We start from the raw sequence: 13,000 nt of genomic DNA, 5'->3' as shown, positions 1-13,000 counted from the left end.
CTAGAGGTTATTGACTCATGACTTGTAACTCTGGTCGCTCATATACGATGCAATCGGAAGATACACTTTATCTTATTGCACAGCAAAAATTAGGAGATGGCAACCGTTGGACTGAAATCTTGAAACCGGATGGTACCCAATTTACCGAGTCCGATGCTGAAAATTTACAGGTGGGGCAAGAAGTTTGTCTGCCCCAGCAATCGATCTCGCACCGAAGATTTGCACTCTACTTTTCGTGGAGTCGTCTTCAGGAGATTGGGGCGGAACTTGGCAAATTAGAAAATCGATACTCCAGCTTATTTGAATTTCGACGATCGATCTGGCCTCTATATGAATGGGCAGCAAATCCATCACAATACAAGCAAGATATCTCTGGTTTTCTAGACCATGTTGTTTTATTTGACTTTCAACATTTCAGTGAAGTTATTTCTACAATCACAGGTAATCCTGTCGCTTTAATCCAACGACAGAGTGAGAATGGTACGCTCCAGTTACTCGATGAAAACTTCCTGGAAGATATCGATACTTTAATTATAGTTAGTTTGGATCACTTTGGCACAGAACAAAAACCTAGAGGAGAAGAAGTAGCAGCTATTAAGAAATTTTTAGAACGTGAAGATGCCTGTTTGTTAGTCTGTCCTCAACATGATGTCGGTGCTAGAGAAGATCGAGCATCTCATGAAATAGAATTTTTACATCATGGCGATCGTTTAGTTCCGGCTCAACAGCGAATTGGTGGATTTGCAAGAGCAATTCTAGCCGAACTCGGCTTCCCAATTGAAAATCAATTTGGACTAAATCCAGCCAAGCTAAGTCACGATCGTTCTCCTGCTCCTTTACTTACATTTCCAGATTTAGACGATCTAAAAATCCTTCAAGATGTCACTACATTTAATCTTCATCCTCATCTACCCCATTATTTTATTCCTGACTCCCTTAAAGATTCGGTGCGGGTATTAGCAAAACAACTAATCAATCCAGCCGCTCCAATTCATCCCTTTGTAGCAGCAGGAAATATTTATTTTAATGCGCTGCTCTGGATTCTGCCTAGTGGTACTCGCGTAGCCAACATATTTGTTTGTGATGCAACTCTTTGGAGTTCAGCTTTTGGTGGAGTTCAGAGCCTAGAATTTTTTTGGAGAAATTTAGCACTCTTGGAGTAAATAGGCTAATTTTAAATGACGATCGTGTCTGGTGACTTTGCGTTTTAAAATACTCCTAAAATATTTGAATTTCAAATGTTGTTTAATTCAGTCATAGTCAAATCACAGCTATTTATTAATTTAGTTTTAGCACTAATCATTCTAAATAGTATTTTTTCATTTAACTGTCAAGCTTCTCAGTCAGTAGATCGATCGATAATATTTTATCCTCAACAAACTATTCAGATCGATCGTCATCAGCGAAATATATTAGCTGACACAGATTTTAAAACTAGTTTTCAACTTAGGATCGGTCAAACTGCTATCATAAAATCTGAGAGCTTTGAGCTAAAATTCTTGAATGTTGTCAAGGATTCTAGATGCCCTAAGGAGCTTAACTGCTTTGAGTCAGGGCAAATAGAAATTGCTGTTGAAATCATAGTCAAGGATCGTAGTTATGGAAATTTACAGATCATCCATAATGCAAGTCATAAAAATTCAGAAACTATAAAAGTCGATAATTATTTGATAAAATTTGTTAAAGCAGAACCTTATCCACAGAATACCCTAAGAATAAAGGCTTCAGATTATGTTATTACTTTAATGGTTTCATACATTGGCTAATATCCAGATCGCTATCCAATGTAGCAAAGGCTGAACTAGGTGATATTTAAGATACATCTATCACTTTTAAGTGGTAGAAGTTGAGACGACTTAAACAAGCTCAGGGCAAGGGATTCAGCTAATTAAATAGCTGAATTTATCAAAAATATGCCTTCTAAAATTGCCTTGGTGTCTACGTTTAAGAGATTGAGAATCGATTTAGTTTCGGATCTCGCTCTATTGCGATCTCTACATGCCGTAACGCTTAGATCTGAAGCCTATCTCAGAGGTTTGGCATGACTTTGAAGATAATCTAGTAAAGGTATGATACTTTCAGGCAAGGTTAAATCATCAAAAGCGATCTGGCGCGTTCCCTCCTTAGTTTCGATCGTAATCTCGTAATTAATCAAATCCGCTGCGTTTTCCGAGCGAGAACTTTGAGATTGTACAACCCCACTTCCTTGTACTAATGACTGTAACTCAGCAGCTTCTTCAATGGGTAGTAAGTTGGTGTCTAGATCGTAACCCATTCGTAAGCCTGCATATCCTCCCGATTGGCGGAACTTAATTTTCATATGGGTTTTAACCTGATTATTTGGCAAGTTTTGACTCAATTGTAGACAAGATAGAGATGCTGTACTTGCACTTAAATAGAGATAGTTGGCTAGTGTATATTTGATTTCCTGAGTGGAATTCACGCAGAGTATTTGGTAGGAATAAAAGCTCTTCCCTAAACTAAAATTCAAGTTTAGCATAGGGAAGAATTGCGTTAATACATTTAGACTTGCGATGGCGAATGTCAAAACAATCTGTTTTGCGAATAACACGACTATTACTGGTAAGATTTAGTGATAATATTAAGTTTGATATTCTGGATGCTGCATAGTGCCACAACAGCCATGCCGATCGGGATATATGCCCAAATGAGATAAATTTGGATGCCCAGCAAAAGCTTGGGTACCTAATATTTCCCGCAAGGTGAAATGTTTTTCAATAAAAGTGGCATAATCTGGATGTCCATCAGCCTTAGCAATCTCGATCGCTGTCTTAGCAACATCTGCGTAAATAGCATTATTATCTGGGGCTTTTTCAATGGCGCGAATTATCAAACTAGCCATATATCGACCAGTTTCATATAAGGTGATAGCATCATCACGAAGGCGAGGATTGCGATTAGCTGTAAATATATCTGCCAAAATATCATAAACAGCCCCAGTAAATACCTGAGAAATATCGTGAACCGCGTTACTAACCTGACTGAGTTTTAAGTCATTATCAGCATTGCGTAAACCCTCTGGCATCCCAAAAGCATTACTAAATTCCTCGGCGAGAACGGCAAGAATATTACGGCGATGTAAGTCAGATTTGGTTTGGGCGACGATATATTCGACCAGATCTAGTTGAGATAGGATTGTCAAAATTGAAGTTATATCCCCAAAAGATTCATGCAATCCGCCTGTTTGGGCTGGCGCATTATCCAAAATCCAGTTGGGCTTTAGGGCATCTAAGATGGCGTGTCCTGTCTCATGAGCAACTATATCTAGAGATCGACAGGTAAACACATCAGGACTTCCGGCTGGTTGATTATTAGGTTTGAAAAAGAAGAACTTTAAAGCTTTTTCATTACGACTATAATATGCATTGGCAGTTCTGCCCGCCTGGGGATGAACTGAGATTGGATCTAGATCGGTATTACTATTCCATTGCAACTGAATTTTTCTGTCTAAAACTCGCTGGTACATTGTTAGCACTTGACGAACAATAGTATAGGTATGTACCGCATCGAAGGCTTTTCCATCGCTAGCAGGATCGATCAGAAAATCCTGATTCAAGTCTGGAGTTACAGGCGATAACCCTCCGATCGCAATTTGGGAGTCACTGGGGCCTTCTTTGACTTGAGCGTGAATGTAAACATCTCTGGGTAGAGCAAGTTCTTTAACTGAGGGATCTTGTTTCCAAATCCGCGTGCGGGAACCTACAATGGGCGGATCGACTGTTGGGGGCAGATCGATCATTGCTGCTGCTATGGCTCGCACTTTTCCTCGATCGGATACTTGCTTTTTGCTTTTATCAGTTGCCATGATAATTTTCCTTTTAATTTAGATCCCGTCACTAAACCAAGTTTAGTGACGGATTGTTAGTGACAATACTAAACAGTAATACCTACGGCACTCCAGCCAGTTTTGACAGCTTGCTGTTCTAAACTACCAGCTCCAAATAGCGAACCTGCAACCAGGTGAGTCATGCTGGCGGCTTCTTGGAACTGGCTAAATTGATTGAGATTTTTTAGAGTTTGATACCAAATTTTGCCAGTCTTTTCCCAAGAATTACCGCCGATGGCGATCGCCACTTGGTAAAAAGCATGATTGGGAATGCCAGAGTTAATGTGTACGCCGCCATTGTCATCATTGCCAGTGTATTTATCGCGGATGTGTTTGGGCTGGGGATCTGTGCCCAAAAGCGGATCGTTTTCGTAGGCTTTTCCTTCTTTGAAGGTGCGAAGACATTTAGCTGTGACTCCTGATCCCATAATAGCGTCCCCATTCAACCAGTTAGCTGCATTGACATCTTGTTTGAGATACCATTGCTTAACCATTGCGCCGATCGCATCGGCAAAATGCTCGTTTAATGCTCCAGGCTCGTCTTGATAATCTAAATTACTTGTAAAGGAGACTACGCCGTGAGTTAACTCGTGGGCTACTACATCTATTGCTTTGGTGAATCTGATGAAAATTTGACCATCGCCATCACCATAAGCCATTTGTCTCCCATCCCAAAAAGCGTTATTATATCGCCGACCCACATGAACGCTAGATTTGAGAGTCATCCCACGATCGTCAAGGGAGTTGCGTTGGAATATTTCTTTGTAAAAGTCATAAACAACACCAGAATAGTCATATGCTTCATTGGTAGCTTTATCTGTGACTGCCGGAGCACCTTCAGAACGCACCAGTGTGCCAGGAAGTGGAGATTGTCGGTTTTTCATATCGTAAACCAGACGATGCTTATTCCCTGCTGGTGAGGGAATAGCTGCCATCATTGGCATCGCAGCAAAAGTCGATCGAACTGCCCGTGTTGCTGCGGCACTAGCCGTCGCGTCAATTCCTAACCGACGAATTTCCGGATCGTCAGATTCGGTGAGACGATCGATCACATATGGTGGCAAAAAGCAATGCAGGGGATTGTGACAAGATGGATTATTACAAAAATGCATTTTTAATTCTCCTGATGATTGAGGATTGTTTATAAATTGGCTGTCAACCATGCTGCTGTGCCCACCAATCGGGCAATGTCAGCCGCATAGTCAAAATCGACGAAAGTGTCGCCATCTCGGTGATAGTTGGAATTAGGCTCTGCGGTGGGCGAGGTGGGCAACGGCCCCGCAAAGAAATCTTCCAAGGTGACGCAAGCTGCATAGCCGCGTTGGTGAAAACTCGCACGATCGCTCCTTCCTTGAGCAGGATCTGGCTGTGTATAAATTTGCGGGGATTGTAAGTTAGGCGATAAGACGGAAACTAACTGCTGTAGACGTTTGGCTAGCACGAGCGATCGCTTTTGAATATTGGCTGAAGCTTGATAACCCACATGAACTTCAAATGAACGCGGTGGATTAACGTTGTAACCAACCAGATCCATTTGATATACGTCCACAATTGGAGCGGCGATCGCGGCTTGAGTTCTCGCATAAGCCTGAGAGCCTACTAGGGGTTTATGCAAAAAACCCCACTTAGAGTTGCTCCAGCTCGGTAGCTTCTTTGATTATTAAAAACGGTAATATAAAACCCGACTCGGAGATCTAGTACGATCCCTCTAAATAATTACTCCAATTGGTTCAAAGCTGTTGTCTGTAGCTTTTTAAGCTAATAACTTTGTTAGTAATCCTAAATATCTCCAACCACAACTTATCATATCTTGATATGATAAGTTGATACTCGAAAGTAAACAATTTGTAACGCTGTGTAACTATAGTCTTAAAATGGCAGACTTAAAAAAATTAGAATCAGTAAAAATCTTGTGCGATCTAGATCTAAATGCTGAAATCAGAGCAGATATCATCAAGAATTTATCGGGGGCAGTTTTATCCCATCAAGGGAAATACTTGTGGTTGGGAAATGATGAATTAAATGCGATCGAGAGATTTACTCGCCTAGAGAACAGTCCTGGTGTTTTTGGAGCGCACCAACGGTTTTATTTTAAAGACTTCATTGATGGCTTTGATGAAGATAAAGGAGAGGTTGATGTCGAAGGATTAGACTATTCTGATGGCTACCTTTGGCTTGTTGGCTCTCATAGTAGTAAGCGTAAAAAGGTGGATGTTAAACCGGACAAGTTTAAAGTTGAAAAAAAAGAGCTGATCGAAGTAGAGCGTGAGGAAAATCGTTACCTATTAGCTCGAATTCCGGTTAATGAAGCTGGAAAGCTAGAGCATAGCTCTCCCCAAACAGCCTGGTTGAAGCGAGAGGGGAAGAGTAACTCACTGATTAAAGCATTAGTAACAGACGAATACCTCGATCTGGCACAGGCGATCGATAGTGACGATCGCGGTTCTTTACTTGGGAGCGAATTTTACTTCCATCTTCCCGGCAAGGAGAACGGATTTGATATTGAAGGATTGGCAGTTCGCGGCAACAGAGTGGCAATTGGGCTGCGGGGTCCAGTACTGCGTGGGATCGCAATCTTGCTAGAAATTGAAGTTGAGTTAGGCTCATCTCATGAGCTAAACCTTAAAACTATTACCGATGATAGCAGGCAATACAAGCGTCATTTCCTCGACCTCAATGGCTTGGGAATTCGAGAATTATGTTGGGAAGAAAATGGTGAAAGTTTACTCGTGCTTGCTGGACCAACGATGGAACTAGACGGGTCGCATTCATTATTTCGCTTAGATAATCTATTCACCCTCGAAGATAACAGTCTTTCCACTCGAAAGAACGGACAATTGAACTACCTTGGAGATATCCCTCATGGCGATCGTAAAGATCGTGCTGAAGGATTGACTCTGAATGGAGACGGGAAATCAATTTTTGTCGTTTATGATAGTCCCACGAAGAAACGGCTGATTTCAGACGATTTGGATACGATTGTCGGTGCTTACGCTGATGTCTTCTCTATTTCCTAATTTTTATTACAAATAATACTCAAATTGCAGAATATGTCACTTAAATGATTAGACTGTAGTGTATTCAGATCGCTCCCCCAATTTTAGGTCTGTCAATAATACTTTCTCAACCATATAATTATCTAAGCAGAATTAATTATACGTTGACGATTATCAACTCCTTTACTGAAAAGGTGTCTAGGTAAAATCTTGTTTAATTAATTATGTCGGGGTACTTAGCTCTTATCGCTCGTATGCTAATTTAAAGCCCACATTCCGCTAGTTTGTTGGCGAAGCCTCTCCCGTGGAGAATTTGCTAAAAAATAATAAGCTATACACTCCTCTCTTATTAAAGTTTTCACCGCTCGGTCCTCTTTCTAGCGATTGAGAGAATATTTTCATTAACCTTATTGAGAATAGACTCGACTGAGATCGCTACGATCTTGATTGCTCCGTTCTAATTACTTTTCGTTGGCGACGCCTCTCCGTGGAGAATCGCTTTGACTATTTGATTAGACCTTATACCTGGAGTCTAAAATGCCAACAGAACCTGAATTTACGTCTTTTTCACGCGATGTTTTGGGTCGCTTTATTTGTAGTACATGGGAGGAAGCCACGTCTGATTCAGAAGGTATAGATGTGGTGGTACTCGGATCGGGAATGTATGGCGGCTATTGTGCTTCAAAAATCTACGAGCTGAGCCGCCAGCGATTTGGAAAAATAGAGGGTAAAGATGAATTCGATACTGATGGCTTCAAGGCACTACGGGTATTGGTACTTGAGGCTGGTCCGTTCCTAGTTCCTGAGCATGGACAAAATATCCCCAACTTAGGACTCAACGATCCAGGAATATTTCTAAATGTAGGAGCAGGTAGTCAACCAGAAACTCGCAATTTTGTTTGGGGCGTAGGTTGGCGCAGCAACCAACCCTTTACCGGGCAAGCTTACTGTGTGGGAGGCAAAGGAATTTATTGGGGAGGCTGGTGTCCCCGTTTCCAAGAATCTGACTTAAAGCAGTGGCCCCAAGAAGTTCGGGACTATTTGGTAACCCCCGATCGATCGGTGGGGACTCGCCCTATTGAGCACAAAGACCCTTTTGACGACAAGAAGGTTCTAAATCGGGGTGATGCTCTTTCAGCTTATGAAACTCTGGAATACGAGATTGGGGTACTACCCAGCGATGATTTTGTTTTTGACCCAGTGCAACTTGCTAAAAGTGAGAGTGGCCCTCAAAAAGTTGGTCTGAACAGGGCTGTACAATTTTTCCTAGACCAGAAACGAGGAACAACAGACTCCCGCATTACTCAAGTTCTCCAGGCCCCCATTGCAGTACAGACCCAATCCTATATCTCTGGACTCTTTGCTCTTGACAAATACTCCAGCTTACCAGCTTTGACAGGGAGTATCCGCGCAGACCATGCGGACGGGCGTAGTGCCGATCTCCGTATTGCGGTCGTGCCCTTCACCCATGTAGTACGTCTAGATTGTGAAACCAGCAGCGAAAGTCCAAATATTGGGACGCGGATAGTACGCAAAATTGTGGTGAAAAATAATGATGAGTCTAAAGAACTCATAATTGCACCCCACTGTCAGGTGGTTCTGGCGATGAGCTGTATCGAGTCCACACGAATCGCACTGGAATCCTTCTCCCTTGTAGGCTCTGGACTGGCTCCCTCCGGACAGGAACTACTAGGACGAAATTTCATGGTTCACCTGCGTGCAGATATTGCCTTTGCTGTGGAAAGGACGAAGCTGGAAGAGTTTGTGAAAACCACTTGGCCCGGAAAGGAGCTTGCCGATCTTTTGCAGCTAGCCAGCCTCCATATTCAATGCGAAGGCTCAAATGGTAGATATCAGTATCAGCTCTATGCAGCCACTAATGCTGATGGGCCAGATAACAATATGTACAAAATGATTCCCGATCTCGACATACAGAGCCAAATCGCTCAGGAATTTGATGCAGATAAGATTGGGTTGGTGCTGCGTGCCTCCGGCGAAGTTCAAGGTGGTAGGGATTTCCTCATAGGTAATCCTGGTTTCGACTACATTGACTTAGCAGGAAATGCCGACTTTGACCAGACATTCAATCATCGCCGTGCCTGGGTGCAATTCAAACCTGGCAACCACTTGAATAACCCTATCTGGGATGATATTTTTGACACTGGTCATGCTATTGCTCGGACTCTAGCCAATGGAGGTTCCTTAACCTATACCGGAAATATACTAAATGACACTGACCGTAAACAAGGCGTGGGTACTACCTTTCATGATGCGGGCACACTCTGGATGGGTGATGATCCGCAGACATCTGTCACTGATGTGAATGGGCACTTTCACCATGTAACCAATGCTTATTGCAGTGACCAAGCTCTGTTCACCACAATTGGTTCAGCCAATCCCGTTCTAACTGGATTAGCCCTGAGCCGCAAGGTTGCTGTCGATATTGTCGATCGTCATGATTCTTATGAGGGGGACAAGAGTGAACTTTCAGGATTTTCAGTATCTTTAGCAAAGAGTCGAGGGTGGTTGGAAGTTCCCTATGAAGGCATCATTCATCTAAACGATGAAATCATAGAAACTAACCCAACAGGAAATATTGGATTTTCCTATCTCCCGGAAACATTTGACAATTTTGAGCTGATTGTTGATTGGAAAGCCTTCCGTACCTATCGTTCCCAACCTCTGATTCCCAACTCAGGGATTTTACTACGAATGCCTGACCCAGCAGGTGTTGACTTCTCGAACCAAACCGCTTTTGATAACTTCTACGATCGAGTAACTGAGATTCAGATCGATGAAACTGGTAAAAATTTTGTTAGTAGTCGTTTTCCTCAAGCAATCTTTGGCGATTCATTTTTCAAAACGGGGGCGATCTATGGTCTTGCACCCGCTACTCAATGGGCTGCTAAGGCACTTGCTCCAGATGGTAATGATACAGCCAACCGATACTGGAATACATTCCACATTACTGCAAAAGGCAACAAAGTAACTGTTCGTCTTAATGGCAAACAAGTATCAGAAGGTATTATTCCAACTCCTTTGAAACGCCTCAGTGGATTCATTGGATTGCAATTTCATACTGGTCGTGTTCAGTTCCGCAATCTTCTGATCGAGCCCCTGCCTTAATGAAAGCTTGCTGCAATACTTCACTGTATTCTGTTTTAACTAGTTGGAGTGTCAAAATGCCTCTCAATCTCAATACTAATGCTGGACCGATTGACCAAACCGATTCGCAGTATGAAGATTTTCTTGTAGATTTACAAGGAAATATCCTTAATGGACATGGACGCGATCGTGTCGCGCATATTTTTCTAACCTTTAAACCTGGAAAGATTGCCGAAGTGAAAGGATGGATCTCCAAACTTGCTACTACCCGAATCACCTCGGCAAAAAGCCAATTGGATGCCTCAGAAGAATACAAACGCAGCAAAACAGATGCTGGATTGTTTACTCACTTTGCATTGACGGCTATTGGCTATGACTACCTCGGAATTTCCAAACCTAATGGTTCAAACAGTGCAAAGCCTCTAGAGCAGCAGCGACCGACTGAAGTACCCGATCTATTTGGAAATCCAGCCCCGTTCTATGCCAACGCTTTTCAGGAAGGGATGAAAAGTCGCCAAACAGTTCTTCTAGACCCGCCTGTTGATAGCTGGGATGATGGATTCAAAGGTCCTATTCATGCATTAATTATTCTCGCCGATGACAATCCTGCGGATCTTACCGCTGCTGAATTGGCAGTTGGTTTGGAGTTAAAGGACATCGCTACCATCAAAACAGTTGAGCATGGACTGACGCTACGCCGCAAGTTCGAGGCTACTGTGGGTGGAAGTGCTGTTCAAAAAGAATTTGGTAATGTCGTCGAACACTTTGGCTATGCAGATGGTGTCAGCCAACCAGCATTCCTCGAAAAGCAACTTGAAGGAGTAACTAGCAAATACTGGAAACATCCAGGAGCACCTCTCAAACTAGTACTAGTTCCCGATCCTAACGGATCGCCAGATGTAAGCTTTGGTAGCTTTTTGGTCTTTCGCAAACTTGAGCAGAACGTCAAGGGGTTTAAAACTGCCGAAGCAAAGATCGCTGAGAAACTAGGTTTACCAACAGAACTGGGTGGCGCAATGGCAGTTGGGCGTTACGAAGATGGCACGCCGCTGGTTTTGCAACCGGGTGATGGCGGTTGGGTCGAATCCAATGAACCAACTATCCCCAATGACTTCAATTACAAGGGCGATCCCGAAGGACTCAAATGTCCCTTCCACGCACATGTCCGCAAGAGCAATCCACGTCTGGAATCTTTCAAGAAAGGCGGTGCTTTTGCCCAAAGTGAAGAAGAAGAACTGGGTCACCGCATTGCTCGTCGGGGCATCACCTATGGTGGTCCTTTGAGCACTTCTGAGGATCTCAATGATTTACCGACAAATGGAGTAGGCCTACTCTTCATGTGCTATCAGTCTGATATCTGGGAGCAGTTCGAGTTTATTCAGCGTTTCTGGTGCAATAATCCCAACTTTCTGGAACCAGGATTTTCTGGAGGACAAAATCCCAACTATGACAAGAGTGGACTCGATGCAGTCATCGGTCAGAAACAAGGAGATCGGAGCGATCCTGCGATCGGTGAGGCTCCAAAACCTCCCCAAAATTGGCTCCAAGAATGGGGGAAAGCGACAGTCAAGCCGGACATTGAACCAGAAAACCAGTTTGCCCAATTTGTGAAATTGAAAGGGGGAGAGTACTTCTTCTCTCCTTCGATTAGTTTTTTAAAAAATCTCTCTCTAGGTTGAGTATACTCATATCATCTAGTTTTTTCCGCCTGATGCGTGGCAGCCGATTCTGGTCGAGACATAAGGCAAGATCCTGCATTGAGCAAGACTTTCTCTACTCTAGAGTAAGTCTTTTTGCCGTACAAATCGGGTAATATTGTTCTATTGGTGAACTGAGGAGATCGATCGTGGTTTCTACCTGGTAACGATCGCTAAGATTTACTCCGAAAGCATACTTGGCTCGGACTGGTGGTGGACATTTCACGATCGCGATCGATCCCTAACGAGTATTCCCAATCGCCATTAATTAGCGTTGCTCGAACCGAGCATTTTAAAACTAGCAGCTCTCTCGATGATTAACTTGCCAGCAATTAAGATCGTCCGCACTCCTCCACTAAGTTCTCTTGGGGAAGGCTCTGCTGTGGATAATCGGTTGATGGCTAAACCTGTTGCCCCAGGAGTCTGGGATGAGTTTTTAGCACTGCAAATCTCACCTGCTACGCGGAGATCCTATGCAGCGGGACTCAGAGACTTTTTCCGGCGGGAATTCCAAGTATCGGTTTCGCCTGAGACGATTTTAGCTTTTCTTCAACTGCCCGAACGGGAGGCGATAGCGAAGCGCTGCCTTGAGCAGGTCGGTCATGTCATTGCCTATCGGGGACATTTACTCGAAGCCCAGTTGTCAGCAGGAACGGTGAATGCGCGGCTGGCAGCGTTGAAATCGTTTGTTACTCATGCATACAAGCGCAAACTGTGTGCTTTTAGATTGGAAGCTATTAAGTCGGTGAAGGCGACTAGTTATAAAGATACTAGGGGGATCTCGACCGCCGCTAGGCGGCGCGCAAGCTTCGACCAATTTCAGACGTTAATGGATGGGATCGATCGTTCTACCATCATAGGTAAGCGGGATTATGCGATGTTGCGGTTGCTGTGGGACAATGCCTTGAGACGGGCTGAGGTGTGTGGACTAGATCGTGCGGATTTTCACGCCTTGGAGGCTCGGCTTTATCTCAAAGGGAAGGGGAGAATCGATAAAGAACCGCTCGATCTGGCGACTGTTACAGTTGAAGCGATCTCTGATTGGTTGGCGAGTATGGGTGAGAGTAAGAGTCCAGCTCTGTTTGTCTCTAGTCGAGATACCCGACTGAGTGTAGATAGGCTGTATCAGATCGTCGGGGGATTGGCGGCGGCGGCGGGAATCGAGCGGGTGGTAAGTCCACACAAGATTCGACATTCTAGTATTACGGCATTGCTAGATCTTAATGGTGGGAATGTGCGCTCTGCTCAGGCGCATTCCAGACATAAGAATTTGGCTACGCTGATTCGCTATGATGATGGGCGACAGCAGTTGCAGGGTAAGGCTGCGAAGACTCTTGCTGATGCTATTTCCCAGC

Annotated in this window: 10 protein-coding genes; 6 read left to right on the top strand and 4 right to left on the bottom strand. The window is 43.7% G+C overall.

Annotation, left to right across the window (positions count from 1 at the left end; translation table 11 throughout):
- Window positions 1-47: 47 nt before the first annotated feature.
- Window positions 48-1,163 (top strand): hypothetical protein, encoded by a 1,116-nt coding sequence (locus RMO35_RS13095; RefSeq protein ID WP_309741736.1) that lies wholly within the window; start codon window positions 48-50, stop codon window positions 1,161-1,163.
- 75 nt (window positions 1,164-1,238) lie between these two features.
- Window positions 1,239-1,766, top strand: a complete 528-nt coding sequence (locus RMO35_RS13090) for a hypothetical protein (protein WP_309741735.1) — start codon at window positions 1,239-1,241, stop codon at window positions 1,764-1,766.
- 257 nt (window positions 1,767-2,023) lie between these two features.
- On the opposite strand, the gene RMO35_RS13085 is transcribed toward RMO35_RS13090, so the two are convergent.
- From RMO35_RS13085 to RMO35_RS13070, 4 genes are all read right to left on the bottom strand, one after another.
- Window positions 2,024-2,320 (bottom strand): protealysin inhibitor emfourin, encoded by a 297-nt coding sequence (locus RMO35_RS13085; protein WP_309741734.1) that lies wholly within the window; start codon window positions 2,318-2,320, stop codon window positions 2,024-2,026.
- 282 nt (window positions 2,321-2,602) lie between these two features.
- The gene (locus RMO35_RS13080; RefSeq protein WP_309741733.1) at window positions 2,603-3,826 is read right to left on the bottom strand and encodes a hypothetical protein; all 1,224 of its coding nucleotides are present in this window, start codon (window positions 3,824-3,826) and stop codon (window positions 2,603-2,605) included.
- Window positions 3,827-3,894: 68 nt separating this feature from the next.
- The gene (locus RMO35_RS13075) at window positions 3,895-4,959 is read right to left on the bottom strand and encodes a M4 family metallopeptidase (protein WP_310416427.1); all 1,065 of its coding nucleotides are present in this window, start codon (window positions 4,957-4,959) and stop codon (window positions 3,895-3,897) included.
- Between the two features lie 29 nt (window positions 4,960-4,988).
- On the bottom strand, window positions 4,989-5,462 hold the full coding sequence (locus RMO35_RS13070; protein ID WP_309741730.1) for a M28 family peptidase: 474 nt from the start codon (window positions 5,460-5,462) through the stop codon (window positions 4,989-4,991).
- A gap of 259 nt (window positions 5,463-5,721) precedes the next feature.
- Between RMO35_RS13070 and RMO35_RS13065 the strand changes: the two genes are divergently transcribed.
- The 4 genes from RMO35_RS13065 to RMO35_RS13050 all read left to right on the top strand — a co-directional run.
- On the top strand, window positions 5,722-6,864 hold the full coding sequence (locus tag RMO35_RS13065) for a DUF3616 domain-containing protein (RefSeq protein ID WP_309741729.1): 1,143 nt from the start codon (window positions 5,722-5,724) through the stop codon (window positions 6,862-6,864).
- A gap of 516 nt (window positions 6,865-7,380) precedes the next feature.
- Window positions 7,381-9,969: a family 16 glycoside hydrolase gene (locus RMO35_RS13060; protein ID WP_309741728.1), complete on the top strand. Its 2,589-nt coding sequence runs from the start codon at window positions 7,381-7,383 to the stop codon at window positions 9,967-9,969.
- Between the two features lie 56 nt (window positions 9,970-10,025).
- Complete coding sequence (locus RMO35_RS13055) at window positions 10,026-11,627, top strand: hypothetical protein (protein WP_309741727.1); 1,602 nt, start codon at window positions 10,026-10,028, stop codon at window positions 11,625-11,627.
- Between the two features lie 292 nt (window positions 11,628-11,919).
- Window positions 11,920-13,000 (top strand): tyrosine-type recombinase/integrase (locus RMO35_RS13050; protein ID WP_309741726.1); only part of this gene is annotated, 1,081 nt, incomplete at its 3' end.

This window comes from Chamaesiphon sp. OTE_20_metabat_361, from assembly GCF_031364565.1.
Note: the sequence above shows the minus strand (reverse complement) of the source record. Positions and strands in the feature narration are given on the sequence as shown.